The sequence below is a fragment of the Janibacter terrae genome (genome assembly GCF_039636765.1).
GTDB classification, from domain to species: domain Bacteria; phylum Actinomycetota; class Actinomycetes; order Actinomycetales; family Dermatophilaceae; genus Janibacter; species Janibacter terrae.
In genome coordinates, this window is record NZ_CP144167.1 from 2,154,859 (window position 1) to 2,178,830 (window position 23,972).

Annotated in this window: 31 protein-coding genes and 1 riboswitch; of the genes, 15 read left to right on the forward strand and 16 right to left on the reverse strand. The window is 71.7% G+C overall.

What is annotated here, in order from left to right:
* Positions 1-11: 11 nt before the first annotated feature.
* Positions 12-260, reverse strand: coding sequence for a hypothetical protein (locus tag V3C34_RS10490; RefSeq protein WP_346007054.1), 249 nt, complete (start codon positions 258-260; stop codon positions 12-14).
* A gap of 125 nt (positions 261-385) precedes the next feature.
* Here V3C34_RS10490 and V3C34_RS10495 point away from each other — a divergent pair, with 125 nt between their 5' ends.
* Positions 386-739 carry a helix-turn-helix transcriptional regulator gene (locus V3C34_RS10495; RefSeq protein ID WP_346007055.1) on the forward strand — a complete coding sequence of 118 codons (354 nt, stop codon included), beginning with the start codon at positions 386-388 and terminating at the stop codon, positions 737-739.
* Between the two features lies 1 nt (position 740).
* Here the strand turns inward: V3C34_RS10495 and V3C34_RS10500 are convergent, their stop codons facing one another.
* Both V3C34_RS10500 and V3C34_RS10505 read right to left on the reverse strand, forming a co-directional pair.
* Complete coding sequence (locus V3C34_RS10500; protein ID WP_346007056.1) at positions 741-1,328, reverse strand: ClpP family protease; 588 nt, start codon at positions 1,326-1,328, stop codon at positions 741-743.
* Positions 1,325-1,954 carry an ATP-dependent Clp protease proteolytic subunit gene (locus V3C34_RS10505; protein WP_346007058.1) on the reverse strand — a complete coding sequence of 210 codons (630 nt, stop codon included), beginning with the start codon at positions 1,952-1,954 and terminating at the stop codon, positions 1,325-1,327. The genes V3C34_RS10500 and V3C34_RS10505 overlap by 4 nt, the downstream gene beginning before the upstream one ends.
* A gap of 90 nt (positions 1,955-2,044) precedes the next feature.
* On the opposite strand from V3C34_RS10505, the gene V3C34_RS10510 reads away from it, so the two are divergent.
* On the forward strand, positions 2,045-3,445 hold the full coding sequence (locus tag V3C34_RS10510; RefSeq protein WP_346007059.1) for a magnesium chelatase: 1,401 nt from the start codon (positions 2,045-2,047) through the stop codon (positions 3,443-3,445).
* Positions 3,435-5,447: a VWA domain-containing protein gene (locus V3C34_RS10515; RefSeq protein ID WP_346007061.1), complete on the forward strand. Its 2,013-nt coding sequence runs from the start codon at positions 3,435-3,437 to the stop codon at positions 5,445-5,447. The genes V3C34_RS10510 and V3C34_RS10515 overlap by 11 nt, the downstream gene beginning before the upstream one ends.
* A gap of 94 nt (positions 5,448-5,541) precedes the next feature.
* On the opposite strand, the gene V3C34_RS10520 is transcribed toward V3C34_RS10515, so the two are convergent.
* From V3C34_RS10520 to V3C34_RS10535, 4 genes are read right to left on the reverse strand one after another with little or no spacing between them, the layout of a single operon-like run.
* Positions 5,542-5,691 (reverse strand): hypothetical protein, encoded by a 150-nt coding sequence (locus V3C34_RS10520; RefSeq protein WP_346007063.1) that lies wholly within the window; start codon positions 5,689-5,691, stop codon positions 5,542-5,544.
* 37 nt (positions 5,692-5,728) lie between these two features.
* A complete protein-coding gene (locus V3C34_RS10525; RefSeq protein ID WP_346007064.1) occupies positions 5,729-6,613 on the reverse strand; it encodes a biotin-dependent carboxyltransferase family protein in 885 nt (294 codons plus the stop codon).
* Positions 6,610-7,215: an allophanate hydrolase subunit 1 gene (locus V3C34_RS10530; RefSeq protein ID WP_346008559.1), complete on the reverse strand. Its 606-nt coding sequence runs from the start codon at positions 7,213-7,215 to the stop codon at positions 6,610-6,612. Before V3C34_RS10530 ends, V3C34_RS10525 begins: the two co-directional genes overlap by 4 nt.
* A 5-nt stretch (positions 7,216-7,220) precedes the next feature.
* On the reverse strand, positions 7,221-7,988 hold the full coding sequence (locus tag V3C34_RS10535) for a 5-oxoprolinase subunit PxpA (protein ID WP_346007066.1): 768 nt from the start codon (positions 7,986-7,988) through the stop codon (positions 7,221-7,223).
* A 241-nt stretch (positions 7,989-8,229) separates the two neighbouring features.
* Here V3C34_RS10535 and V3C34_RS10540 point away from each other — a divergent pair, with 241 nt between their 5' ends.
* Complete coding sequence (locus tag V3C34_RS10540; RefSeq protein ID WP_346007067.1) at positions 8,230-8,919, forward strand: GntR family transcriptional regulator; 690 nt, start codon at positions 8,230-8,232, stop codon at positions 8,917-8,919.
* Positions 8,920-8,974: 55 nt separating this feature from the next.
* Entirely contained in the window at positions 8,975-9,877 is a 903-nt protein-coding gene (locus V3C34_RS10545; RefSeq protein ID WP_346007069.1) for an SDR family oxidoreductase, read from the forward strand.
* 7 nt (positions 9,878-9,884) lie between these two features.
* Here V3C34_RS10545 and nhaA read toward each other — a convergent pair whose 3' ends face one another.
* The 4 genes from nhaA to V3C34_RS10565 all read right to left on the reverse strand — a co-directional run bounded on the left by nhaA (position 9,885) and on the right by V3C34_RS10565 (position 13,508).
* On the reverse strand, positions 9,885-11,165 hold the full coding sequence (gene nhaA / locus V3C34_RS10550) for a Na+/H+ antiporter NhaA (RefSeq protein WP_346007070.1): 1,281 nt from the start codon (positions 11,163-11,165) through the stop codon (positions 9,885-9,887).
* 62 nt (positions 11,166-11,227) lie between these two features.
* Complete coding sequence (locus V3C34_RS10555; RefSeq protein ID WP_170307468.1) at positions 11,228-11,398, reverse strand: hypothetical protein; 171 nt, start codon at positions 11,396-11,398, stop codon at positions 11,228-11,230.
* A gap of 76 nt (positions 11,399-11,474) precedes the next feature.
* Positions 11,475-12,893 (reverse strand): MFS transporter, encoded by a 1,419-nt coding sequence (locus tag V3C34_RS10560; RefSeq protein WP_346007073.1) that lies wholly within the window; start codon positions 12,891-12,893, stop codon positions 11,475-11,477.
* A 123-nt stretch (positions 12,894-13,016) separates the two neighbouring features.
* The gene (locus V3C34_RS10565; protein WP_346007074.1) at positions 13,017-13,508 is read right to left on the reverse strand and encodes a DUF6328 family protein; all 492 of its coding nucleotides are present in this window, start codon (positions 13,506-13,508) and stop codon (positions 13,017-13,019) included.
* A gap of 90 nt (positions 13,509-13,598) precedes the next feature.
* Between V3C34_RS10565 and V3C34_RS10570 the strand changes: the two genes are divergently transcribed.
* Positions 13,599-14,153 carry a type 1 glutamine amidotransferase domain-containing protein gene (locus V3C34_RS10570; protein ID WP_346007076.1) on the forward strand — a complete coding sequence of 185 codons (555 nt, stop codon included), beginning with the start codon at positions 13,599-13,601 and terminating at the stop codon, positions 14,151-14,153.
* Between the two features lie 4 nt (positions 14,154-14,157).
* Here V3C34_RS10570 and V3C34_RS10575 read toward each other — a convergent pair whose 3' ends face one another.
* Positions 14,158-14,787: an isochorismatase family cysteine hydrolase gene (locus V3C34_RS10575; protein ID WP_346007078.1), complete on the reverse strand. Its 630-nt coding sequence runs from the start codon at positions 14,785-14,787 to the stop codon at positions 14,158-14,160.
* Between the two features lie 105 nt (positions 14,788-14,892).
* Between V3C34_RS10575 and V3C34_RS10580 the strand changes: the two genes are divergently transcribed.
* Positions 14,893-15,162: a DUF7218 family protein gene (locus V3C34_RS10580; protein ID WP_068324342.1), complete on the forward strand. Its 270-nt coding sequence runs from the start codon at positions 14,893-14,895 to the stop codon at positions 15,160-15,162.
* A gap of 73 nt (positions 15,163-15,235) precedes the next feature.
* Here V3C34_RS10580 and V3C34_RS10585 read toward each other — a convergent pair whose 3' ends face one another.
* From V3C34_RS10585 to V3C34_RS10600, 4 genes are all read right to left on the reverse strand, one after another.
* Positions 15,236-15,625, reverse strand: a complete 390-nt coding sequence (locus V3C34_RS10585; protein WP_068324338.1) for an ectoine synthase — start codon at positions 15,623-15,625, stop codon at positions 15,236-15,238.
* Between the two features lie 43 nt (positions 15,626-15,668).
* On the reverse strand, positions 15,669-16,949 hold the full coding sequence (gene ectB / locus V3C34_RS10590) for a diaminobutyrate--2-oxoglutarate transaminase (protein WP_346007079.1): 1,281 nt from the start codon (positions 16,947-16,949) through the stop codon (positions 15,669-15,671).
* Between the two features lie 53 nt (positions 16,950-17,002).
* A complete protein-coding gene (gene ectA / locus V3C34_RS10595) occupies positions 17,003-17,509 on the reverse strand; it encodes a diaminobutyrate acetyltransferase (protein WP_346007081.1) in 507 nt (168 codons plus the stop codon).
* Between the two features lie 105 nt (positions 17,510-17,614).
* On the reverse strand, positions 17,615-18,739 hold the full coding sequence (locus tag V3C34_RS10600; protein ID WP_346007083.1) for a MalY/PatB family protein: 1,125 nt from the start codon (positions 18,737-18,739) through the stop codon (positions 17,615-17,617).
* Positions 18,740-18,809: 70 nt separating this feature from the next.
* Between V3C34_RS10600 and V3C34_RS10605 the strand changes: the two genes are divergently transcribed.
* The 8 genes from V3C34_RS10605 (at position 18,810) to V3C34_RS10640 (ending at position 23,827) form a co-directional block, all read left to right on the forward strand.
* A complete protein-coding gene (locus V3C34_RS10605) occupies positions 18,810-19,808 on the forward strand; it encodes a DUF881 domain-containing protein (RefSeq protein WP_068324333.1) in 999 nt (332 codons plus the stop codon).
* Positions 19,805-20,137 carry a small basic family protein gene (locus tag V3C34_RS10610; RefSeq protein ID WP_068324330.1) on the forward strand — a complete coding sequence of 111 codons (333 nt, stop codon included), beginning with the start codon at positions 19,805-19,807 and terminating at the stop codon, positions 20,135-20,137. Before V3C34_RS10605 ends, V3C34_RS10610 begins: the two co-directional genes overlap by 4 nt.
* Entirely contained in the window at positions 20,134-20,913 is a 780-nt protein-coding gene (locus V3C34_RS10615; RefSeq protein ID WP_068324327.1) for a DUF881 domain-containing protein, read from the forward strand. The genes V3C34_RS10610 and V3C34_RS10615 overlap by 4 nt, the downstream gene beginning before the upstream one ends.
* A gap of 22 nt (positions 20,914-20,935) precedes the next feature.
* Positions 20,936-21,325, forward strand: a complete 390-nt coding sequence (gene gcvH / locus V3C34_RS10620; RefSeq protein WP_068324324.1) for a glycine cleavage system protein GcvH — start codon at positions 20,936-20,938, stop codon at positions 21,323-21,325.
* A gap of 86 nt (positions 21,326-21,411) precedes the next feature.
* Positions 21,412-21,861, forward strand: coding sequence for an FHA domain-containing protein (locus tag V3C34_RS10625; RefSeq protein WP_068324321.1), 450 nt, complete (start codon positions 21,412-21,414; stop codon positions 21,859-21,861).
* Between the two features lie 18 nt (positions 21,862-21,879).
* Positions 21,880-22,581: a MerR family transcriptional regulator gene (locus V3C34_RS10630; RefSeq protein WP_346007085.1), complete on the forward strand. Its 702-nt coding sequence runs from the start codon at positions 21,880-21,882 to the stop codon at positions 22,579-22,581.
* A 32-nt stretch (positions 22,582-22,613) separates the two neighbouring features.
* Positions 22,614-23,102 carry a bifunctional nuclease family protein gene (locus V3C34_RS10635; RefSeq protein WP_082807490.1) on the forward strand — a complete coding sequence of 163 codons (489 nt, stop codon included), beginning with the start codon at positions 22,614-22,616 and terminating at the stop codon, positions 23,100-23,102.
* A gap of 143 nt (positions 23,103-23,245) precedes the next feature.
* Positions 23,246-23,827: a MerR family transcriptional regulator gene (locus V3C34_RS10640; RefSeq protein ID WP_068324315.1), complete on the forward strand. Its 582-nt coding sequence runs from the start codon at positions 23,246-23,248 to the stop codon at positions 23,825-23,827.
* A gap of 43 nt (positions 23,828-23,870) precedes the next feature.
* Positions 23,871-23,963: riboswitch (glycine riboswitch) on the forward strand.
* Positions 23,964-23,972: the final 9 nt, after the last annotated feature.

The window sequence follows — 23,972 nt, forward strand, 5'->3', positions numbered from 1 at the left end:
GCGTTGGTACCTCAGGCGGGGGAGGCCCGGTTCACCGTCGGCGTCCCGACCGACTCGTCCGCCGCGACGGCGTCGATCTCGGTGACCAGGCGGGCGAACTCCTCGTCGTCCACGGTCACACCCGCGGCATCGAGCCCCTCGCGCAGCTTGTCGGCGATCTTCGTCTCGCCCGCGCTGTAGTCCCACGACGTCGCGGTGTCGACAGCCTTCTGCGCGGCCTCGCGGGCGGCGTCCCTCTCCTCGGCCGAGTACTGGGTCATCGGTGGGTCCTTTCCTTCGTCGAGCGGTCGTCACCGGCCTACCCCGGTCGTCCCGTTCCATGCACCGTGGTTCTGCCCTGGGCGGAACCCCCGCCCGGGGGACCCGGCCGGATCTACGCTGGGACATGGCCGACCGAGCGCTGACCCGAGACCGTGAGCCGACCCCCTTCGAGCGCGCCCTGCTGGACCGGCGACGTCCGCGCGAGCCCCTGTGGCGCGTGGTCCTCGGGGAGGAGCTGCGACGGCTGCGCCACGAGCGCAACCTCACCCTGGGGGAGACCGCGGTCCGGGCCGGCATCTCCCTGCAGTACCTGTCCGAGATCGAGCGCGGACGCAAGGAGCCCTCCAGCGAGATGATCGCCGCAGTGGGTGGTGCCCTCGACGTCACGCTCGTCGACCTCACCCTGGCCGTCGCCGGGGCGGTGCGGGCCCCGCAGCGCCCAAGCGCCACGGTGTCCGTCCTCACCCTCGCCGCCTGACTCAGCGGACGTCCATCACCTCGTCGACGAGCCCGTGGTCACGCGCAGCGACGGCGGTGAAGACCCGGTCACGATCGGTGTCCGCGCGCAGCTCGGCGACCGGTCGACCTGTCGCGAACGCGAGGACCTCCTCGATGTCCGCGCGCACCCGCACGAGCTCGTCGGCCTGCAGGATGAGGTCCGGGATCGGCCCCCGTCCCTGCGCCGACGGCTGGTGGAGCACCACCCGCGCGTGGGAGAGCGCCGCCCGCTTGCCCGGGGCGCCCGCTGCCAGGAGCACCGCGCCGACGGACACCGCCTGCCCGACGCAGGTCGTGGCGACGTCCGGTCGGATGTAGCGCATCGTGTCCAGGACGGCGAGCATGGCGCTGGGGTCGCCCCCTTCGCAGTTGATGTAGAGCTGCACGTCACGCTCGGGCTCCACCGACTCGAGGTGGATCAGCTGGGCGATGAGCGTGTTGGCGACGCCCGCGTCGATGCCGGTCCCGAGGTAGATGATGCGCTCGGTGAGCAGGTGCGAGTAGACGTCCATGATCCGCTCGCCCCGGGGGTGCTGGGCGATGACGTTGGGGATCGGGTAGCTGCTCATCGCGCGCTCCCCACGAGGGCGCCGCCGAACCCCGTCCGGGCCCGCGCCTGCGGCGAGACCTCGTCGAAGCTCGCGACGACCGCGTCGACGAAGCCGTAGTCGAGCGCCTCCCGCGCGCTGTACCACCGGTCCCGGAGCGAGTCCTCGAAGACCCGCTCCAGCGGCTGCCCGGTGTCCTGCGCGATCAGTCCCAGGACGGTGTCGCGGGTGTGCCGCAGGTCGTCCGCCTGCAGCTCCACGTCGACTGCCGTCCCGCCGATCCCGGCCGAGCCCTGGTGCATGAGGACGCGCGAGTGGGGCAGGGCGTTGCGCCGCCCTCTCGTCCCGGAGGAGAGCAGGAACTGCCCTGCGCTGCACGCGATCCCGAGCGCGAGCGTGCTCACGTCGTTGGGCACGAGGCGCAGGACGTCGCGGATCGCGAGCATCGCGGGCACGGAGCCTCCGGGGGAGTGGATCCACAGGGCGATGTCCGCGAGGGCGTCGGCGGCGGCCAGCGACATGAGCTGGGTGACGAGGAGGGTGCCGTTGTCGTCGTCGAGGACGCCGTCGAGGACGAGCACCCGCTGGTCGTACAGCTCGCGCCGCGTCCGGTCGTCGAAGAGTCGTGGGATCGGTGTGTCAGCCATGCCTCCACCCTGCGCCGGCGAAGGGGGAGGAGGCCCGCCTTTCTGCCGCGGGCAGATCCGCTGTCAGCAGAGGGGTCTAGCCTCGGTGCGGTGAGCACCTCGACTGCCGACCCGACCATCTCGACCGTCGGTGGGCTGCGTGCCGCCGGCCACGTCGCCAAGCCCCTGCGGGTGGAGCTGCGCGACAACCTCCTCGCGCGCCTGCGCGCCGGCGAGGACCCGTGGCCCGGGCTGCACGGGTACGCGGACACCGTCATCCCGCAGGTCGAGCGGGCCCTGCTGGCCGGGCACGACATCGTCCTCCTCGGCGAGCGCGGCCAGGGCAAGACCCGGTTGCTGCGCACGATCGCCGGGCTGCTCGACGAGTGGACGCCGGTCATCGAGGGCTCCGAGCTCGCGGAGCACCCCTTCGAGCCGATCACCCACGCCTCCCGGCGGCGCGCGGAGGAGCTGGGCGACTCCCTTCCCGTCGTGTGGCGCCACCGCGACGAGCGCTATGTCGAAAAGCTGGCCACCCCCGACACCTCCGTCGCCGACCTCATCGGTGACGTCGACCCGATGAAGGTCGCCGAGGGCCGTGCCCTCGGAGACCCCGAGACGATCCACTTCGGGCTCATCCCGCGCAGCCACCGCGGCATCGTGACGATCAACGAGCTGCCGGACCTCGCCGAGCGCATCCAGGTCGCGATGCTCAACGTCATGGAGGAGCGCGACATCCAGGTCCGCGGGTACGTCCTGCGTCTGCCTCTCGACGTGCTCGTCCTGGCCAGCGCCAACCCCGAGGACTACACCAACCGCGGGCGGATCATCACGCCGCTCAAGGACCGCTTCGGGGCCGAGATCCGCACGCACTACCCGCGCGAGCTCGAGTCGGAGATCGCGGTGACCCGGCAGGAGGCCCACCTCGTCGCGCACGTGCCCGACCACCTCCTCGAGGTCCTCGCCCGGTTCACCCGCAACCTGCGCGAGTCCTCGGCCGTCGACCAGCGCAGCGGGGTGAGCGCGCGGTTCACGATCGCCGGGGCGGAGACCGTCGCCGCGTCCGCCCTGCACCGGGCGGCCCGGCAGGACGAAGGGGAGGCCGTCGCCCGGGTCGTCGACCTGGAGACCGCGGTCGAGGTCCTCGGCGGCAAGATCGAGTTCGAGAGCGGCGAGGAGGGGCGGGAGCACGAGATCCTCACCCACCTGCTCCGGACCGCGGTCGCGGACACCGTTCGACACCTCGTGCGGGGGATCGACTTCGGGCCGCTCGTGCGCGCCGTCGAGGAGGGGGCCGAGATCGCCACCGGTGAGCAGGTGACCGCCCACGACTTCCTCGACGGGCTGCCCGCGCTCGGGGAGTCCGATCTCTACGACGAGGTCTTCGAGCGACTGGGCGCCGACTCCGAGGGGGAGCGTGCAGCGGCCCTCGAGCTGGCCCTCGAGGGGCTGTACCTCGCCCGCAAGATCGGCAAGGACACGGCGGGGGGCGAGACCGTGTATGGCCAGTAGCAGTCGATTCCGCCGCTACGACGGCGGCGACCCGCTCGCCCCGCCCGTCGACATCGCCGAGGCCCTCGACGCCATCGGCGACCGGGTCATGGGCGGCTCCTCGCCCGAGCGCGCCCTGCAGGAGTTCCTGCGCCGTGGCGGGAGTGGCCGGACGGGGCTGGACGACTTGGCGCGACGGGTCAACGAGCGCCGGCGCGAGCTCCTCCAGCAGCACGGCCTCGACGGCACCCTGCGCGAGGTCCGCGAGCTGCTCGACCGCGCGGTCCTCGAGGAGCGCAAGCAGCTGGCCCGCGACGCGCACCTCGACGACCTCGAGCGCGACTTCGCCCAGATGCGCCTGGACAACCTCCCCTCCTCGACGGCCGCAGCAGTGGGCGAGCTGCAGGACTACCCGTGGCAGTCCTCGCAGGCACGAGCCGACTACGAGCGGATCAAGGACCTGGTCGGCCGCGAGGTCCTCGACCAGCGGTTCGCCGGGATGAAGCAGGCGCTCGAGGGCGCCACCGACGAGGACCGGGCAGCGATCGACGCGATGCTGCGCGACCTCAACGAGCTGCTCGAGAAGCACGCCCGCGGCGAGGACACCCCGGAGGACTTCGCGCAGTTCATGGACCGGCACGGGGACTTCTTCCCGGAGGGGCCGCAGGACGTCGAGGAACTCATCGACGCCATGGCGCAGCGGGCCGCCGCAGGCCAGCGCCTGCTCAACTCGATGACGCCTGAGCAGCGCGAGGAACTCATGCAGCTCTCGGCACAGGCCTTCGGGTCGCCGGCACTCATGGAGTCGTTGAGCCGGCTCGACGGCAACCTCCGGGCCCTGCGACCCGGTGAGGACTGGGGTGGCGCCGAGCAGCTGTCCGGCGACGAGGGCCTCGGGCTCGGCGACGGCACGGGTCTCCTCCAAGACATCGCCCGGCTCGACGCGCTGGGAGAGCAGCTCTCCCAGTCCTACGGCGGTGCCCGGCTCGACGACATCGACCTCGACGAGCTCGCCCGGCAGCTCGGCGAGCAGGCGGCCGTCGACGCGCGTGCCCTCCGCGACCTCGAGCAGGCCCTGCGGACGAGCGGCTCCGTGCGCCGGGACTCGCAGGGGCAGCTGCGCCTCACCCCCAAGGCGATGCGCCAGCTCGGCAGGTCCCTCCTGCATGACATCGCCCAGCGCATGTCCGGGCGCCAGGGGCAGCGTGACCTGCGTCAGGCCGGCGCGGCAGGGGAGCGGTCGGGGGCGACCCGTCCGTGGGAGTTCGGCGACACCGAGCCGTGGGACATCCCCCGCACGGTGCTCAACGGGGTCCTGCGCCGGGCTGCCGACGGCGGCACCCGGGCGATCACCACCGACGACATCGAGGTCTCCGAGACCGAGGCCCGCACGCAGGCAGCCGTCGCGCTGCTCGTCGACACCTCCTTCTCCATGGCGATGGACGGGCGCTGGGTCCCGATGAAGCGCACGGCCCTGGCGCTGCACACGCTCATCCGCACCCGGTTCCGCGGGGACCGCCTGCAGCTCATCGGCTTCGGCCGGTACGCCTCGGTCATGGACGTCGAGGAGCTCACGGAGCTCGATGCCTTCTGGGACAAGGGGACCAATCTCCACCACGCGCTGCTGCTCGCCAACCGTCACTTCCGCAAGCACCCGTCGGCGCAGCCGGTCCTGCTCGTCGTCACCGACGGTGAGCCGACCGCGCACCTCGAGCCGGGCGGTGAGACCTTCTTCGACTACCCGCCGCACCCGCTGACGATCGCCGTCACCGTCCGCGAGCTCGACAACGCCGCGCGCCTCGGCGCCCAGACGACCTTCTTCCGCCTCGGTGAGGACCCTGGACTGGCACGGTTCGTCGAGACCCTCGCGCGACGCGCCGGTGGCCGGGTGGTCGCCCCGGAGCTCGACGACCTCGGGGCGGCCGTCGTCGGCTCCTACCTCGGCTCGCGTCGTCCGGGCGGCGCCGACGAGTCGAGGTACGGGGACTGGTTCGGCGGACGCGGGTTCTGGTTCGGGACCTGACGTCGCGTCACGGCACCAGGTAGTCGCTGTCCCGCGCGTCGGTGACCGCCATCATCCTCGGGCGCATGGCCGACCGCGAAGGGGGGACGATGCCTCATGGCGGCCGCGTGCGGGTGGCCCCGCGGGCCCAGGAGACGGGGATCTCGCCCTTGCGGACGGTCAACCGCGTCACATCGAAGATGGAGCTGCGCCCGATGAGGCAGCCCACGTGCTCCTCGCGCCGGACGTCGCGCACGTCGGGCACGAGACCTCACCGGGCTCGGTGACGTCGGTTGTCGGGATCAGCCACGGGGGCCGCCTCCGGTGAGGACGAAGCGCAGGTGCTGGCCGGGCTGCGCCTGGGCGGCCAGACCGATGTCCTCACTGAGGACGACGCCGATGACGGGGTAGCCCCCGGTGACCGGGTGGTCGGCGAGGAAGAGCGTCGGTTGCCCCGTCGGGGGGACCTGCAGTGCGCCGGGCACCATCCCCTCGCTCTTGAGCTCCTCGGTGCGCGCGCGCTCGAGGACCGGCCCGGCGAGCCTCATGCCCACCCGGTTGCTCTCGGCCGTCACCTCGTAGGTGCCGCCGGTGAGCACGTCGAGGGCGCCGGCGACGAACCAGTCGGTCCGGGGTCCCGGAGCCACCCTGAGCCGGACCAGGCCGGTGCTCGGGTACCGCACCGGGGCCAGGTCCACCAGGAGCGGCGTGGTCGGTGCCGGGCCGACCGGCAGCAGGTCGCCGGGGGCGGGCACGGCTGGGCCGAGCACGGCCATCGTGTCGGTGGACCGCGAGCGGAGCACCGGCCCGACCGCGATGCCGCCGCGCACGCCGAGATAGCTGCGTAGGCCCGCCGTCGCCGGTGCCAGACGAAGGGAGGACCCGTCCGGGACCCAGGTCACGCCCGCGTGGCCCACCGGCCGCCCGTCGACGGTCATGGGAGTCGTGGCGCCGGTGACGGTCACCCACATCCCTCCGCGCGCCCGCAGCTCCAAGCCCCCGAAGGTCACCTCGAGTGCGGCCGTCCCCTCGGGGTTGCCGAGGAGCCGGTTGGCCAGACGCAGGGACAGCCTGTCGGCGGCCCCGGAGCGACCGACCCCGAGGCTGGCCAGTCCCTCACGACCGAGGTCCTGCACGGTCGTCTGTGGTCCCGTCGTCACGACCTCGAGGGCGCGCGGCCGGCTCACGACCGGACCTCGACGTACCGCACGACGGTGCCGGGCACGAGCAGCGCCGGCGGTTCCCGGTGGATGTCCCACACCTTGAGGGAGGTGCGGCCGATGAGCTGCCAGCCGCCGGGCGACTCGCGGGGGTAGACGCTGGAGAACTCGCCGGCGAGCGCGACGGAGCCCGGCGGGACCCTGGTGCGGGGGTTGTCGCGCCGGGGTACCTGCAGCCGCGGGTCCCCGCCGACCATGTAGCCGAAACCGGGCGCGAAGCCGCAGAAGGCCACCGTCCACGGGGTCCCGGTGTGGGCCTCGATGACGCCGCGCTCGTCCAGGCCGGTGAGCCGCGCCACCTCGGCGAGGTCCTCCCCGTCGTACCTGACGGGGATCTCGACCTCCCCGGTCATGACCAGCTCGTGGGCCCCCACCGTGATCGTCGAGATCTCGCGCGAGAGCCGCTCGACGTCCGTGCGCGAGCGGTCGATCGTGATGAGCAGGGTCGTCGCCGCCGGGACCATGTCGACGACGCCGTCCGGCGGGTCCTCGTCGAGACGGGCGTAGAGGGCCAGCACCTCGTTCATGCCGGCCATCTCGACGAGGACGCCGGCGTCCGCGCAGGGCATGATCCTCACGTCGCCTTCCCGACGAAGGGGGTGAGCTCCACACCGGCCGCCTCCAGGCCCGCCCGGACCTGTCGGGCGATCTCCACGGCCCCCGGGCTGTCCCCGTGCACGCACAGCGAGCCGGCCGGCGCGGCGACGACCGTCCCGTCCACGGCGACGACCTCGCCCTTCGTCGCGATGCGCACGCAGCGCCTGGCGATCTCGGCAGGGTCGTGGAGGACGGCTCCGGGCTCACGGCGGGACACGAGGGTGCCCTCGGGCGTGTATGCACGATCGGCGAAGGCCTCACCCACGGTCGTCAGGCCGGCCTCCTGCGCGAGACGCAACCAGACCGACCCGGGCAGACCCATGACCGGCAGCGTCCGGTCGTAGGCGAGCACGGCCTCGACGACCGCGGCCGCCTGTGCCTCGTGGTGGACGATCGCGTTGTACAGGGCGCCGTGCGGCTTGACGTACTTCACGCGCGTCCCGGCGACGCGGGCGAATCCCTCGAGCGCCCCGATCTGGTAGATCACGTCGTCCGTGAGCTCGGCCGGCGCGACGTCGACGAAACGGCGACCGAACCCCGGGAGGTCCCGGTACCCGACCTGGGCCCCGACCGCGACACCCCGGGCTGCGGCCTGCTCGCAGCTGTGCCGCAGCACCGAAGGGTCTCCTGCGTGGAAGCCGCAGGCGACGTTGGCGCTCGTCACCACCTCGAGCATCGCGTCGTCATCACCGAGGGTCCATCTGCCGAAGCTCTCGCCGAGGTCGGCATTGAGGTCGATCTGCATCACTGCTCCTGTCGTCGGGGTTGGTGGAGAGGTCTACGTCCAGAGGTCGACGCTGCCGCTGGCACCCACCATCGCGGTGGCGCCGAGCCCGGTCCCGCCGATGACCCGCCAGTCGTTCCGAGGAGAGCGCGCCTGCCCGGGATACCCCATTGTGCGCCTGGCGACCAGGGTAGTGATTGTTCAACAATCCCGCAATCACCATTCGATAGGGTCGGTCCACTGGACACGAAGGGTGGTCGCCGTGGGGCGGGACTGGATCGCGGCGCTCGAGGGCGACCGAGCGACGATGGGGCGGACGAGCGCGAGCGAGAAGGTCGCGGACGCGCTGCGCACCCGCATCATCGAGGGCGACCTGCGGCCGGGGACGCGCCTGTCGGAGGAGCGCATCGGCGCAGCGCTCGGCGTCTCCCGCAACACCCTGCGCGAGGCCTTCCACCTCCTCGGGCACGAGCGTCTCGTCGTCCACGAGTTCAACCGCGGGGTCTTCGTGCGCGCCCTCGGCGCGGACGACGTCCGCGACCTCTACCGCTTCCGGCGCATCCTCGAGACCGCTGGGGTGCGACAGTGCGCGATCGAGTCGCCGGACCTGCGGGGACTGCGGTCCGCGGTGGACGAAGGGAGGGCCGCCGCGGGTGCCGAGGACTGGCTGGCCCTCGGCTCGGCCAACATGCACTTCCACCTGGGGCTGGCCGCCCTGGCCGGCAGCCGACGGGTCGACGAGGCGATGCGTCAGGTCCTCGCGGAGATGCGCCTGGTCTTCGCGATGATGGCCGACCCGCGGACCTTCCACGAGCCGTACCTGGCCGGCAACGCCGAGCTGGTGTCGCTCCTGGCCGCCGGCGACCACGTGGGCGCCGAGGACGCACTGCTCGCCTACCTCGATCGAGCCGAGGCCCAGCTGCTCGACGCGATGAGCGCACCTGTCGTTTGACCACCTGCCTCGGGGGTAGTCCCGCTCCGACCACCCCCGACAGCAGGAGCGTGCCATGAGCGAGTCCGATCTGAGCGTCCGCGCCGCCCGGATGGCCACCGGCCCCGACGGCGGATTCCCGGCGCAGCAGCAGTCCCTCCCGGGCTCGACCGAGCGCATGGACCCGGTACCCGACCACGGCGAGGACACGTGGGTGGGGTCCGGTCGCCTCGAGGGCCTGCGTGCCCTGATCACCGGCGGTGACTCCGGCATCGGTCGGGCCGTCGCCATCGCCTTCGCCCGCGAGGGCGCCGACGTGGCCATCGGGTACCTGCCCGAGGAGCAGCAGGACGCGGAGACGACGGCCGGCTGGGTCCGCGACGCCGGTCGCACGGCCGTGCTGTGCCCGGGCGACCTGAGCGAACGCACCACGTGCACCGACGTCCTCGACGCGGCCGTCCAGGGTCTTGGCGGTCTCGACGTCCTCGTCAACAACGCCGGCGTGCAGATGGCCCGTGACGAGGGCCTGGAGGACATGAGCGACGAACGCATCGAGCGGGTCCTGCGCACCAACCTGCACGCGCTCTTCTGGCTGACCCGCGCGGCCCTGCCGCACCTCGGCAGCGGCTCCAGCATCATCAACGTCAGCTCGATCCAGGCCTACCAACCCTCGACCTCGCTGCTGGACTACGCGTCGACGAAGGCCGCCATCAACAACTTCACGGTGAACCTCGCCGCCGAGCTCGGCCCGCGCGGGGTGCGGGTCAACGCCGTGGCACCCGGCCCGGTCTGGACGCCCCTGCAGCCGGCCACCCAGCACGAGGACAAGATCGAGGCCTTCGGCGCCGACACTCCCCTCGGCAGGGCCGGCCAGCCGGGGGAGTGCGCGGGGGCGTTCGTCTTCCTCGCCTCACCTCGCGAGGCGAGCTACGTCTCGGGCACGGTGCTCGGCGTGACGGGCGGCAAGCCCGTCTTCTGACACCGGGTCAGGCGGCGGTCGCACCCGCCCGCTGGGCCCGTCGGCTGCGCATGGCCAGCAGCGCCCCCCCGACGAGCGCGGAGACGAGCGAGCCGAGGAGGACGCCGATCTTGACGTGCTCGTCGGCGACGCTGGCGGCGCCGTAGGAGAGCTCACCCACGAGGAGCGAGACGGTGAACCCCACACCGGCGACGAAGCCCATGCCGATGATGTCCGGCCAGCGGAGCGACTCGTCGAGCTGGAAGGCCGGCAGCCGGCTGAGGACGTAGGTCGTCGTCGTGATGCCGATCGGCTTGCCGATGAACAGGCCGGCGATGATCCCGAGGGTGATCGGGTCCTGCAGGGCGGCGCGGAACCCGTCGAGGCCCCCGACCGTCACGCCGGCGGAGAAGAAGGCGAAGACCGGCACGGCGATGAGCGTGGTGAAGACGCCCCACTGGTCCGCCAGGTGTGCGGCGATCCCGTCGTAGACCGGTGTCCCGTCCTCGTCGGTCGACGCCAGGACGCGCGCCCGCTCGCTGGCGACGACCGGCACGGTGAACCCCAGGAGGACCCCTGCCACCGTCGCGTGGATCCCGGAGGCATGGACGAGCGCCCAGGTGAGCACGCCGAGGGGGACGAGCAGCCACCAGCTGATGACGCCCCGCTGGACGAGGACGGCGAAGAGCGCGAGCGGGACGAGCGCGAGCAGCAGCCACTGCAGCTGCAGGCCCTCGGTGTAGACGATCGCGATGATCGTGATGGCGATGAAGTCGTCGACGATCGCCAGCGTCAGCAGGAAGACCCGCAGTGCAGGTGGCAGGAAGCGGCCGACGACGGCGAGCACGGCGACGGCGAAGGCGATGTCGGTGGCCGTCGGGATGGCCCAGCCGCGCAGCGCGCCCTCGGAGTCCGAGGCGAGCGCGATCGCCGTGAAGATCAGCGCGGGGACGGCGACGCCGCCGAATGCGGCGGCGATGGGCAGCGCTGCCTGGCGCGGGTTGCGCAGCTTGCCGGCGACGAACTCCTCCTTGAGCTCCAGGCCGACGACGAAGAAGAAGATCGCGAGGAGGCCGTCGGCGGCCCACTCGCCGACGGTGAGGTCGAGGTGGAGCGCGTGCGGGCCGAGGGTGAAGTCGCGGACGGAGGTGTAGAGGTCCGCGAGACCGGAGTTGGCGAGCACGAGCGCCACGACGGTGGCGCCCAGCAGGAGTGCACCGCCGACGGCATCGCTCTGCGCCGTCGCGTGGACACCGCGCCAGATCTCGTGGGGAGCCAGCCGGCTGGGGGTCTGGGAGGACTGGGACATGCGTGACGACCTTGTCTGGGGAGGGGAGGGGCTGCCCGGGAGGCGCCGCCGTCGGCGGGGCCTCAGCCGGTGGGGGGCGGGCAGCCGGCGATCTCCCCGTGGGCATTGGTGCCCCAGGTGCTGATCCAGCCGTTGGTCCCCGGGTGGCGCACGGTGCGCATGTGCACGCGCATGCGTGCGGCCTCCGCCAGCAGGCGGGGGTGCGCAGCGGTGCGCGTCGTGGGACCGGTCACCCGACGAGTGTAGGGACATGGCGAAGGGGGGTGAGCACGGTGTCCGCGCTCGCCCCCCTTCGTCCGCGCCCGCGGATCAGCGGCCGGCCGCGTCCATCGCCGCGGCCTCGTCGGCGATCGCGTCCGAGCCGTAGTCCTCGGGCTCGGACTGCGGGACGTGGGTTCCGTGCAGCGACGCCCCCGCGGTCTCCTTGAGGAAGAGGAGGGCGACCATGCCGATGACGCAGGCGATCATCATGTAGACGGCCGGGAACTCGAGGAAGCCGGTCCGGCCGACCACCGCCTCGTTGACCGGTGCCGCCGTGCCACCGAAGGCCGCCGTGAAGACGTTGTACGTCACCGCGAACCCGGCAAACCGTACGTGGGCCGGGAACATCGCCGGGAAGGTCGCCGAGATCGTCGACAGCTGCGGGATGTAGAGCAGGCCGAGCACGGCGAAGCCGATCAGCGCGCCGACGAAGCTGCGGCCCATGAGCCAGTACATCGGGACCGCGAAGACGAAGAGCCCGATCATCGAGAACCACCACATCCTGCGGCGTCCGATGATGTCGGAGTAGTGCCCGCAGAAGGGCAGCAGGGCCATCATGAACAGCTCGCCGACGAGGATGACGATGAGCGACTTGTTGGCATCCAGGCCGATCTTCGTCTCGAGGTAGGTCGGCATGTACGTCAGCAGGGTGTAGTTCACGACGTTGAGCGGGACGACCAGCCCGGCCATCGTGAGCATGGGCTTCCAGTACTCGACCATGAGGTCACGCAGTCCGTGCGCGGCGGACTGCTCGCTCTGGCCCGACTCCTCGAGGTCGGCGAAGACCGGCGTCTCGTCGAGCTGGGAGCGCAGGTAGAGGCCGATGGCGCCGAGCGGGCCGGCGACGAAGAACGGGATGCGCCAGCCCCAGTCCTCCATGGCGGCCTCGCCGAGGAGGACCTGCAGGACGAGCACGACGGCCGTACCGAGGGCGAAGCCGCCCAGGGTGCCGAACTCGAGGAAGCTGCCGTAGAGGCCGCGACGCTTGTCGGGGGCGTACTCCGCCATGAAGGTCGCGGCGCCGCCGTACTCACCGCCGGTGGAGAAGCCCTGGACGAGGCGCAGGACGACCAGGAGCGCGGGCGCCCAGAGGCCGATGGACTCGTACGTCGGCAGCAAGCCGATGCAGAAAGTCGCCGCCGACATCAGGATGATCGTGAGCGCGAGGACGCCCTTGCGCCCGAGCCGGTCACCGAGCGGGCCCCAGAAGAAGCCGCCGAAGGGTCGGGCGACGAAGGACACCGCCAGGGTCGCGAGGGTCAGCAGCGTCGCGTGCTCACCGGGGAAGAAGTTGCTGCCGATGTACGTCGCGACGACCGCGTACGCGCCGTAGTCGTACCACTCGGTCGCGTTGCCCATGGCCGACGCGGCGACGGCCTGCTTGATCGTCCGGCGTGGCGGCAGGTCCTCGAAGGCCGGGCCGTCAGCGCCTGCTGCGGGCCCGCCCGCAGTGGTGTGCGTGCTCATGGATCTCCTTGGGGTTGATCGTCTGCCGCGTCCGGGCGCGGCTTTGCACGTCAGGCGACGTTACGTAGATCCACAGGCACTCGCCATCCGAAACGCGCGTGCCCGCGTTTTGGGACTCTTGTCTCATTGCTCGGATCGGGGCGGTCGACCACCGACGACGAGGGGGAGGAGCACCAGGGACCCCAGGACGAGCAGCACCATGGCGCCGCCGACGACGAGGGCTGCCTCGCGCCCGACCACCACGTCGAAGACGAAGGTCGCGATGCCGGTGACGAGGAGCGAGACGAGCGCCAGGACGAGCCTGGCGATCGTGTGCCCGGCCGCGACGAGCCGATCCTTGCGCTGCCACCGGAAGACGCGGCGGTGGACGGCGATCGGGGCGACGAGGAGCGTCGTGGTGACGGTCGCGAGCAGGACGAGCCCGAGGTAGAGGTTGCGCTGGAAGGAGTCGAGGTCGGCGAAGGCCGACTGGAAGGGCAGCGTGAGCAGGAAGCCTCCGAGCACCTGGACCCCGGTCTGCAGGACGCGGAACTCCTGCAGCAGGTCGTTCCAGTTGCGGTCGGCTCGCTCGGACGCCGTCTCGTCCCTGTCGGTGGGCTCGTCGTGCTCGCTCATCCGGCCATCCTGCCCGCTGCGGACGGTGCATGGGGGGCGTGCACGCGGGTAGGGCGGCGGGGACAGTCACCCCGACGACAGGAGCAGACCATGGCGTCCAACGACGACCGGACCACTCGCCGCATCGCGGTGCTCGTGGCCATGGAGGGCATCGAGCAGGTCGAGCTGACCAGCCCGTGGAAGGCACTGGAGGAGGCGGGCTGGGAGCCCGTGCTCGTCGCCCCGGAGCAGGGCGAGGTCCAGGCCTTCGAGCACCTCGACAAGGCCGACAGCTTCCCGGTGGACCGCACCGTCGCCGATGCCTCCGCCACGGACTTCGCGGGGCTCGTCCTCCCCGGCGGGGTGGCCAACCCGGATGCGCTGCGCCTGGATGCCGGAGCGGTCGGCCTGGTACGCGACTTCGTGCAGGGCGGCCGCCCCGTTGCGGCGATCTGCCACGCCATCTGGTTGCTCGTGGAGGCGGACGTCGTGCGCGACCGCACGGTGACCTCGTGGCCGAGCCTGCAGACGGACGTGCGCAATGCCGGGGGCACGTGGGTGGACCAGGAGGTCGTCACGGACGGGATGCTCGTGACGAGTCGCAAGCCCGACGACCTGCCGGCCTTCAACACCGCCGTGCTCGACGTCCTGGGCGCCACCCCCTGACCGCTCACCGGGCCTCTTCGGCAACCAGGCTCGTGACCCGGCACAGGGCGTCCGCGGACAGCACCGGGAAGCGGTACTCGTCGCGCAGGGCGTCCAGGGTCAGCTCGTGCAGCTCAGGGCGGTGCGAGGCGATGGCGTCACGCACGAGCACGACCTCGAGGTCGACCGCGAAGGCGTGGGCCGCGGTGAGCAGCACGCACGAGTGCGTCGAGACGCCGATGACGACGAGCGCCTCGACACCGAGCCCGCGCAGGGTCTCCTCGAGGTCGGTGCCGACGAAGGCGTCGTCGCGGGTCTTGACGACCTGCGTGGCCGCCGAGAGGTCGAGCTCACCGAGACACGCCGTGTGGTCGTCGCCCTCGAAGAGGTACCCCTGGTCGTCCTCGAGCATGGTGATCGTCCACGTCGACCGGTCGCGCTGGTGGACGGTGCGCACCGTGACCACCGGCAGCTGCTCGCGCTCGGCCCACCGAAGGACCTGGCGGCACCGGGCGACGAGCGTCTCCCGGCGCGCGGCGAGGGACGGGTCCTCGAAGAAGGCCTCCTGCAGGTCGATGGCGAGCACGGCCGTGCGCTGCACGGGCGCACGCCACGGTGCGCGGTCGCGTTGCGGCTCCGGGGTCGGGGTGTCCATGAGGGCCCATCTACCCCGTGGGGGGAGGAACATGTCTCTCGGCCGGTGCATGCAGCCGATGGGCGGGGGTAGGGCCCAGCCACCTGACGACGAGAGGAGCACGTCATGCCTGAGCGCAAGCCGGGACCGAGCGTCAAGGACGCCGAGCTCTACGAGGAGCTGCGCGACGACGGCGCCAGCAAGGAGAAGGCGGCGCGCATCGCCAACGCCGCTGCCAACACCTCCCGCTCCGAGGTCGGCCGGCGGGGTGGTGAGTCCGGCTCGTACGACGACTGGACCGTCGACGAGCTGCGGGAGCGCGCCAAGGAGCTGGAGATCGAGGGGCGGTCGTCGATGGACAAGGCCGAGCTGATCGACGCGTTGCGCAACCACTGACGTCGCGTACCCGCCCACGCACGACGAAGGGGGGCGGACCAGCCGGTTCGCCCCCCTTCGTCGTGCGTGGTGCTCAGTCCTCGGTGAGGACCGGGTACACGCCGTTCTCGTCGTGCACCTCACGGCCGGTGACCGGCGGGTTGAACACGCACGCGCAGTGGATGTCCTCCTCGACGGTCACGGTGTGCTTGTCCGCGTCGTCGAGCATGTACATGACGCCCGGCTCGAGGACGAACTCCTCGCCGGTGTCGCGGTCGAGGAGCGTGCCCTTGCCCTGGTAGACGTAGACCGCCTCGACGTGGTTGGCGTACCAGAACTCCGAGGACGTCCCGGCCTTGAGGATGGTGATGTGGAAGCTGAAGCCGACCTTGTCCTTGGCGAGGACCATCCGGCGGCTCTGCCAGTTGCCGTGCTGGACGTCGTACTCGGTGCCGTCCAGGTCGTTGACGTTCAGGACCTTCATGTGGGTCTCCTTGTCGTGTCGGGTGCGGTGGAGCGAAGGGGGATCAGGCGCCGGCGCGTGCGGGTGCGCCGAGCACCTCGCGGACCGCGTCCTCGAGCTGGTCGAGACCGGCCGCCAGCTCCTCCTCGGTGATGGTGAGGGGCGGCATGATCTTCACGACCTCGCTGGACGGGCCGGAGGTCTCGACGAGCAGCTTCCTGGCGAAGGCCGCCTTCGCGATCTTCTCGGCCGCCTCCTTGTCCGCGAAGGCGACGCCGGCGAGGAGGCCGCGGCCGCGGACCTCGCTGCCCTCGGCGAGACCGGCGAAGAGCTCGAGGCGCTCGTGGAGCTGGGCGGCCCGGGCCGCGACGTCCTGCTGCAGGGCGTCGTCGGACCAGTAGGTCCGCAGCGCCGTGGTCGCGGTGACGAAGGCCGGGTTGTGGCCGCGGAAGGTGCCGTTGTGCTCGCCCGGCTCCCAGTCGTCCACCTCGGGCTTCATCAGGGTCAGCGCCATCGGCAGGCCGTAGCCGGAGATCGACTTGCTGATCGTGATGATGTCGGGGTCGAGGCCGAAGGGCTCGAAGGAGAAGAAGGTCCCGGTGCGGCCGCAGCCGGCCTGGACGTCGTCGACGATGAGGAGCACGCCGTGCTCGCGGCACAGCTCCTGCAGCTCCTTCAGCCACTCGCCGCGCGCGGCGTTGAGGCCGCCCTCGCCCTGGACGGTCTCGACGATGACCGCGGCAGGCAGGTTGTGGCCGGAGCCGCTGTCGGCCCAGATGCGCTTGAGCCAGGCGAAGTCCGAGGTCTCGCCGACGATGTAGTCGTCGTACGGGGCGGACGTGGCGTGGTAGAGCGGCGTCCCTGCCCCGGCCCGCTTGAAGGCGTTGCCGGTGACGGCGAGCGAGCCGAGGGTCATGCCGTGGAAGGCGTTGGTGAAGGAGACGATCTCCTCACGGCCGGTCACCTTGCGCGCGGTCTTGAGCGCGGTCTCGACTGCGTTGGTCCCGGTCGGGCCGGGGAACTGGATCTTGTGCGTCATGCCGCGCGGCTGGAGGATCAGCTCGGTGAAGGTCTCGAGGAACTCGCGCTTGGCCTTGGTGTGCATGTCCATCGAGTGGGTGACGCCGTCGCGCGAGATGTACTCGACGAGCGCCTCCTTGAGCACGTCGTTGTTGTGCCCGTAGTTGAGCGCACCGGCGCCGGAGAAGAAGTCGGTGTAGCGCTCGCCGTCCTCGGTCGTCTGGTACACGCCCTTCGCGGTGTCGAAGACGACGGGCCAGTTGCGGCAGTAGCTGCGCACCTCGGACTCGCGCTCGGTGAAGATGTCGGTGGCGGGGTTGCTCATGGGGGGTCCTTCCGTGGAGGGATCTACAGGGGTGGTCTCTCGTGGCGGCCGGGTCAGAACGGTCCGATGCGGTGCAGCACCTCCGGCTCGTGCCCCTCGTCGGGGAACTGCTCGAAGAGCGCCAGCTCCTCGTGGTGGGCGTCCTGCGTGCGGGCGAACCGCGCGAACAGCGCCCGGGAGGCGGCGTTGTCCTCGGTGATCGTCGTCTCGAGCATCGTCACGCCGGTCACGGACCGCGCCAGGTGGTCGAGCATGCGAGCGGCGAGGCCGTGCCCACGCTGGTCGGCGTCGACGGCCACCTGCCAGACCATGAGGGTCTCGGGTGCCTGCGGCCGCAGGTACCCGCTGACGAACCCCACGACCCGACCCTCGCGCTCGGCGACGACGCTCGTCGCGGCGAAGTCACGCGCCCACAGCAGGTAGGCGTACGAGGAGTTGAGGTCGAGGGTCTGCGAGTCCCTGGCCACGCGCCACATGTCGCCGCCGTCGGCGACGTCGGGGTGACGGAGCGTGAACGGGGACTGCTGGCTCTGGTCGGGCATCTCTGGGTCGGCGATCACCTGTTTCAACCTAACGTGACCAGCGTGGAGATCAAATCGCCGTCCACGCCGGGTGGCGGATTCCGTTGTGGCGCAAGGGGATTCATCCCAAAGTGAGACATCCCACTAGACGGACCGGGCGATCCTGGTCACCGCCTCGGTGAGGATCTGCGGCGACGTGGCGAAGTTCAACCGTGCGTACCCCGCACCCGCCCCGAAGGGGGGTCCGGGGGAGAGGGCGACCCGCGCGACCTCACGCAGGTGATGGGCCGGGTCGTCGCCCAGACCGAGCTCGCGCAGGTCCAGCCACGCGAGGTAGGTCGCCTCCACGGCCTGCCAGCGCACCCTCGGCAGGTGCTCGGCCAGCAGCCCCGCGAGCAGCGTGCGGTTGGCGTCGAGGTCGAGCACGAGGTCCGCCAGCCAGTCCCGAGCACCGACCAGGGCCGCGGTGTGGAGGCGCACGCCCAGGTGGCTCGTCGTGTACTCCAGACCCGGCGGCAGCGCGCGCATCGCCGCCGCTGCCTCCGACCCGCCCATGAGGACCGCCGACTTCGCCCCGGCGAGGTTCCATCCCTTCGCGGGGGAGAAGACCGCGAGCCCGGACTGGCCCTCCGGCAGGGAGAGCAGAGGGGTGAAGTCCGCGCCGGGCAGCACGAGCGGGGCGTGGATCTCGTCGCTGACGATCCGCACGCCGTGGCGGGCGGCAGCCCTCGCGACGTCGGCGAGCTCCTCGCGCGTCGGGACCGTACCGGTCGGGTTGTGGGGGTTGGACAGCAGCAGCGCGCCGCGGCCGCCCTCGACGAACGCGGCCTCGAGAGCGGCTGCGTCGAGGCGCCCGGCGGGTCCGAGCGGGACCGGCACGAGCCGGCGGCCGACCTCGTGCGCGGCCGCGTGGAAGGGAGGGTAGACGGGCACGGTGATGTACACCGGGTCGTCCGGCCCGGTGAGCACGGCGAGCCCGGCGCGGACCCCCGACATGACGTCGGCCACGGGGCGGGCGCGGGATGGCTCGACCTGCGCACCCCACTCGGCGTACAGGGCCACCACGGCCTCGACGTACGGCTGCGTCACCGGGTACCCGAGGTCCCCGTCACGGGCGATCCGGTGCAGCTCGTCGACCACGGCGGGTGCCGGCACGACGTCCATCTCGGCGATCCACAGCGGCAGCACGTCGGGGTCGTGGAGCCGCCACTTGATGCTCGTGCGCCGCCGCAGGGCGGCTTCGTCCAGGGTGAGGACACGTCGTTGCATGCCTCCACTCTGGCAGGACGCCCAGCGCCTACGCTGGAGATCCACCCCCTCGGCAGGAAGGAGCAGGCCCGTGCGTCCCGACGACGACGAGCACCCCCGGCGCGACCGGCCGGCGAGCCTGCGCGAGGAGGACCTCGGCGAGGACGAGGCGGACTACGCCGACGCCAAGGGCGTGGCGCACCCGCGACGACGGCCCGACGCGTCGATGACCCTGCTCACCTCGATGCTCGAGCGACCGCTCGACCCCGGTTATGCCGCGGCCGCGGAGAAGCGCCTGGCCGCCGGCCAGCCCGCCTCCAGCGGCACCCGGCGCCCGCTCCTCATCGTCTGGCTGCTCATCATCGGCCTCGTCATCGGCGTGAGCACCGCCGAGCTGCGCGGCCGCGACGGCGCACGCAACGAGGCCCGCCGGGACCTCATCACGCAGATCGAGGCGCGCCAGCAGACCGTCGACGAGCGCGACACGCAGGTGCGCTCCCTGCAGCGCGAGATCGACGCCGTCACCGCGCGGCTCGACCCGGAGCTGGTGGGTACACGAGCGGCGGAGCTGGACTCCCTTCGCGTCAGCAGCGGCCTCGCGGCCGTCACCGGGCCCGGTCTGCGGATCACGCTCGACGACGCCGCCGGCACGCGCACGTCCGCCGACGGCGATCCCCGCACGGGCGCCTCCTCGGAGGGGCGTGTGCAGTCCAAGGACATGCAGATCCTCGCCAACGGCCTGTGGGACGCCGGCGCCGAGGCGATCAGCATCAACGGCCAGCGACTCACCTCGCGCACCGCCATCCGCTTCGCCGGCGAGGCGATCCTCGTCAACTTCCGCCCGCTCACCCGGCCGTACACGATCGAGGCGATCGGCGACCCGGCCGCCATGCAGACCCGCTTCGCCGAGGGGACCGCCGGGTCCTACCTCACGGGGCTGCGGAGCAACTACGGCATCGAGACCTCGCTGACGACGCAGGACGAGCTGACGCTCCCCAGCGCCGTCAACGTCAGCACCCGAGAGGCGCAGGTCGTCCCCCCGGGGGCCGCCCTGCCGCGGGTCACCCCGTTGGACAAGGAGAACTCATGATCCCCGCCCTGGGGCTCGTCGTCGGGGTCATCCTCGGCCTCGTGCTGCAACCGGACGTCCCGATCTGGTTGCAGCCCTACCTGCCGATCGCGGTCATCGCCGCCCTCGACGCCGTCTTCGGCGCCGTGCGCGCGACGCTCGACGGGATCTTCGACGACAAGGTCTTCGTCGTCAGCTTCCTGTCGAACGTCGTCGTCGCGGCCTTCATCGTCTTCCTCGGTGACCAGCTCGGCGTCGGCTCGCAGCTGTCGACCGGTGTCGTCGTCGTCCTCGGCGTGCGGATCTTCTCCAACGTGGCCTCGATCCGCCGCCACCTCTTCAAGGCATGAGCGCGCAGGGCGGCGGTCCGGAGCCGCGGGAGAGCCCGGAGGAGACGAGCGCCTGGCGGCGTGTGTACCTCATGGCGCGGCCCCGGGCGACCCGCGCGAACGGGTTCGCCCTGCTGCTCGCCTGCCTCCTCGGCTTCGCCATCGCGACCCAGGTGCGCCAGACGCAGTCCCAGGGGCTGGAGGACCTGCGCCAGGACGAGCTCGTGCGCATCCTCGACGACGTGACGCAGAACGGCACCCGCCTCGACGACGAGATCGCGGAGCTGGAGACCACCCGCGACGGCCTGGCCAACAGCGAGGACAACTCGCCCGAGGCGATCGCCGCCGCGCAGGAACGGGCGGACACGCTCGGTATCCTCGCCGGTACCCAGCGGGCCACCGGCCCGGGCATCCGGCTGACGATCGACGACGCCGACGGCCAGGTCGACGCGGCCGCGCTGCTCGATGCGGTGCAGGAGCTGCGTGACGCCGGCGCCGAGGCGATGCAGGTCGGCGACGTGCGCGTCGTCGCGAGCACCTGGTTCCGCGACGGCGAGCGCGGAGTCGAGGCGGACGGCCAGCAGCTGGAGCAGCCGTACGAGTTCATCGTCATCGGCGACCCCCAGACGATGAGCTCCGCGATGGAGATCCCGGGCGGCGTGTCGGAGTCCGTGCGCAGCAAGGGGGGCGAGGTGACGATCAAGGAGTACGCGTCGATCAACGTGGACGCGTTGCACACCGATTCACCCCCTCGTTACGCTCAGCCCGTCCCGGAGCCGACAGACGGCTCGAAGTGATCCGGGCTCGATGAGGAGAGAGATGAGCGACGCGACCTACCCCGAGGACCTGAGGTACACCACCGACCACGAGTGGGTGCGTGAGATGGACGGCGGCTCGGTGCGCGTGGGCATCACCCACTACGCCCAGGAGGCCCTCGGCGATGTCGTCTACGTCAGCCTCCCGACCGTCGGTGACACGATCGACTCCGGCGACTCGTGCGGGGAGGTCGAGTCGACCAAGTCGGTCAGCGACCTGTACGCGCCCCTCGCCGGCAACGTCACGGCGGTCAACGAGGCCCTCGACGCCACGCCGGAGCTGGTGAACTCCGACCCCTATGGTGAGGGCTGGATGTACGAGCTCGAGCTCGCCGAGGGCACCGACCTCTCCGGGCTGCTGGACGCCGCGGCGTACCAGTCGGAGATCGGCTGACGCACCGCCCAAGGACAGACCGTGACCGGCCCGATGTGGGGCCGGTCACGTAGGCTTGACACGGACACGACAGGAGGGAGCGTCGGATGAACGGCGACGACCAGGAGCGCCCCGGGCGGCAGGACCCCGCCACCCAGCAGTTCACGGGGATCGGGGCCAATGTCCCCGGGGACATCTCGGAATCCGACTACCACCTGACGCGGGACGAGCAGGCGACCGTCGATGCCCTGCACCCGGGCACCGCGCTGCTCATCGTGCTCCGTGGACCCAACACCGGCGCCCGCTTCCTGCTCGACGACGCCGAGGTCACGACCGGCCGCGGCCCGGAGAGCGACATCTTCCTCGACGACGTCACCGTCTCGCGCAAGCACGCCGTCTTCTCCCGGGAGGAGCACGGCTTCGGGGTGCGCGACGTGGGCTCGCTCAACGGCACCTACGTCAACAAGGAGCGCATCGACCAGACGGCGCTGCGGACCGGCGACGAGGTGCAGATCGGCAAGTTCCGCCTCGTGTACTACGCCAGCTCCGCGGCCTGACGGGCCGCGCGAGTCGCCGTGCCTGACGACCGCATCGGGATCGGAGCCCTCATCGCCCGGCTCGAGGGCGAGTTCCCCGAGGTGACGATCAGCAAGGTGAGATTCCTCGAGAGCGAGGGTCTGATCACCCCCGCCCGCACCGCATCCGGGTACCGCCGGTACGCGCCCTCTGACGTGGAGCGGCTGCGGTTCGTCCTCGCGGCCCAGCGCGACCGCTTCTGGCCGCTCAAGGTCATCCGTGAGCGGTTGGACGCGCTCGACCGGGGCCTCGTGGTCGACGGCGACGGTGCAGCGGTCGCCCCCACGCGACCCGAGGCGGAGGAGGGGCGACTGGCGGCGCGGGGGCGGACCCCCCTTCGTCTCACCGCGATCGAGCTGCAGCAGGCCGCGGACATCGACACCACGACCTTCCGCGAGCTCGTGTCGTACGGGCTGCTGCCCAAGGCCCGCGAGCACTTCGACGCCGACGACCTCGAGGTGGCGAGGGCGTGCGGCTCACTGGTCGACGCGGGGATCGACGTGCGCCACCTGCGGCCCTTCAAGAGCGCCGCCGAGCGCGAGGTCGGGCTGGCCGAGCACGTCCTCGGGCAGCGGTCGCTGCGCGGGCGGGCCGAGGCCGCGGAGGGGCTCGACGACGACGCCGTGCAGCGGCGGGTCCTCGAGGACTGCCTGGGGCTGCACGAGGCCCTGCTCCGGCGGGCTCTGGGCGCCACCTCCTGACCGGGGCCCGACCGGCGGGATACGGTAGGAGGGTGAAGCCGCTCGACGTCCTCGGGGTCCGGGTGGAGATGCCCACCTCCCAGCCGATCGTGCTCCTGCGGGAGCGTGATGGTGGCCGGCACGTGCCGATCTGGATCGGTGCCGCCGAGGCCACCGCGATCGCCTACGCGCAGGAGGGGGTCCAGCCGCCCCGGCCGCTGACCCACGACCTCCTCGTCGACGTGCTCGAGGCACTCGGCCGCACCCTGACGACCGTGCGGATCGACGCCGTGCTCGAGGGCGTCTTCCACGCCACGCTCGTCCTCGACGACAGCACCGAGATCTCAGCGCGCACCTCCGACGGCATCGCCCTGGCCCTGCGCACCGACGCCGAGATCCTCGCCACGGACGAGGTGCTCGACGAGGTCGGGATCGAGTCCTCGGACGAGGAGGAGGACGAGGTCGCCAAGTTCAAGGAGTTCCTCGACGAGGTCTCCCCGGAGGACTTCGAGGCGCCCGACGAGGGCCCCTCCGCGACCTGATCGTTACCGACACGCGTCGGGCCACCCCGCACGGGGTGTTTGACGACCCCCCCGGACCGCCGTAGCGTCGAAGACATCACCGGAGCACACCGGTGTCATTCCCATCCGCTCGGGATGGGGCGACAGCGAAGCAGGAGGGCGCAGTGGACGCCACCAACGACGAGGGCCCGGTGACCGGCCGCGCCCAGGGCGTGCTCTTCGACGACGACCTGCCCGAGCTGTCCGAGGACATCGGGTACCGGGGCCCGGCCGCGTGCAGCGCCGCCGGCATCACCTACCGCCAGCTCGACTACTGGGCCCGCACCGGTCTCGTCGAGCCCTCGCTCCGGGGTGCTGCCGGCTCCGGCAGCCAGCGGCTCTACGGCTTCCGCGACATCCTCGTCCTCAAGGTCGTCAAGCGCCTGCTCGACACCGGAGTCTCCCTGCAGCAGATCCGCGTGGCCATCGCCCACCTGCGGGAGCGCGGTGTCGAGGACCTGGCCCAGATCACCCTGATGAGCGACGGAGCCAGCGTCTACGAGTGCACCTCCGCCGACGAGGTCATCGACCTCGTCCAGGGCGGTCAGGGCGTCTTCGGCATCGCCGTGGGCCGGGTCTGGCGCGAGGTCGAGGGTTCTCTGCTCGAGATCCCGAGCGAGCGCCTCGGAGGCGACACCGAGGGCGGTTCGCCCACCGAGCTGCCGGGCGACGAGCTGTCGGCCCGACGCCGCGCCAAGCTGGCCTGAGTCCCTGCCGGGTCGCCCGGCGCTGATAACCTGTGGCCGCTGCTCACCCCATGGGGGAGAGTCCTCGCGCACCGCGCGAGGCGCCGAAGGGGCAAACTCCCCGGAACCTCTCAGGCGCCAGGACCTCGTGGATCAGGCACCTCTG

Excerpts from the sequence above, each read along its gene's own strand:
- V3C34_RS10600 (WP_346007083.1), bottom strand. The coding sequence starts at position 18,739 with ATGCAACGACGTGTCCTCACCCTGGACGAAGCCGCCCTGCGGCGGCGC.
- V3C34_RS10560 (WP_346007073.1), bottom strand. The coding sequence starts at position 12,893 with ATGAGCACGCACACCACTGCGGGCGGGCCCGCAGCAGGCGCTGACGGC.
- V3C34_RS10570 (WP_346007076.1), top strand. The coding sequence starts at position 13,599 with ATGGCGTCCAACGACGACCGGACCACTCGCCGCATCGCGGTGCTCGTG.
- V3C34_RS10610 (WP_068324330.1), top strand. The coding sequence starts at position 19,805 with ATGATCCCCGCCCTGGGGCTCGTCGTCGGGGTCATCCTCGGCCTCGTG.
- V3C34_RS10495 (WP_346007055.1), top strand. The coding sequence starts at position 386 with ATGGCCGACCGAGCGCTGACCCGAGACCGTGAGCCGACCCCCTTCGAG.
- V3C34_RS10625 (WP_068324321.1), top strand. The coding sequence starts at position 21,412 with ATGAACGGCGACGACCAGGAGCGCCCCGGGCGGCAGGACCCCGCCACC.
- V3C34_RS10585 (WP_068324338.1), bottom strand. The coding sequence starts at position 15,625 with ATGAAGGTCCTGAACGTCAACGACCTGGACGGCACCGAGTACGACGTC.
- V3C34_RS10535 (WP_346007066.1), bottom strand. The coding sequence starts at position 7,988 with ATGCAGATCGACCTCAATGCCGACCTCGGCGAGAGCTTCGGCAGATGG.
- V3C34_RS10515 (WP_346007061.1), top strand. The coding sequence starts at position 3,435 with ATGGCCAGTAGCAGTCGATTCCGCCGCTACGACGGCGGCGACCCGCTC.
- V3C34_RS10530 (WP_346008559.1), bottom strand. The coding sequence starts at position 7,215 with ATGCCCTGCGCGGACGCCGGCGTCCTCGTCGAGATGGCCGGCATGAAC.
- V3C34_RS10575 (WP_346007078.1), bottom strand. The coding sequence starts at position 14,787 with ATGGACACCCCGACCCCGGAGCCGCAACGCGACCGCGCACCGTGGCGT.
- V3C34_RS10580 (WP_068324342.1), top strand. The coding sequence starts at position 14,893 with ATGCCTGAGCGCAAGCCGGGACCGAGCGTCAAGGACGCCGAGCTCTAC.
- ectB (WP_346007079.1), bottom strand. The coding sequence starts at position 16,949 with ATGAGCAACCCCGCCACCGACATCTTCACCGAGCGCGAGTCCGAGGTG.
- V3C34_RS10490 (WP_346007054.1), bottom strand. The coding sequence starts at position 260 with ATGACCCAGTACTCGGCCGAGGAGAGGGACGCCGCCCGCGAGGCCGCG.
- V3C34_RS10505 (WP_346007058.1), bottom strand. The coding sequence starts at position 1,954 with ATGGCTGACACACCGATCCCACGACTCTTCGACGACCGGACGCGGCGC.
- V3C34_RS10565 (WP_346007074.1), bottom strand. The coding sequence starts at position 13,508 with ATGAGCGAGCACGACGAGCCCACCGACAGGGACGAGACGGCGTCCGAG.
- V3C34_RS10545 (WP_346007069.1), top strand. The coding sequence starts at position 8,975 with ATGAGCGAGTCCGATCTGAGCGTCCGCGCCGCCCGGATGGCCACCGGC.
- V3C34_RS10615 (WP_068324327.1), top strand. The coding sequence starts at position 20,134 with ATGAGCGCGCAGGGCGGCGGTCCGGAGCCGCGGGAGAGCCCGGAGGAG.
- nhaA (WP_346007070.1), bottom strand. The coding sequence starts at position 11,165 with ATGTCCCAGTCCTCCCAGACCCCCAGCCGGCTGGCTCCCCACGAGATC.
- V3C34_RS10500 (WP_346007056.1), bottom strand. The coding sequence starts at position 1,328 with ATGAGCAGCTACCCGATCCCCAACGTCATCGCCCAGCACCCCCGGGGC.
- gcvH (WP_068324324.1), top strand. The coding sequence starts at position 20,936 with ATGAGCGACGCGACCTACCCCGAGGACCTGAGGTACACCACCGACCAC.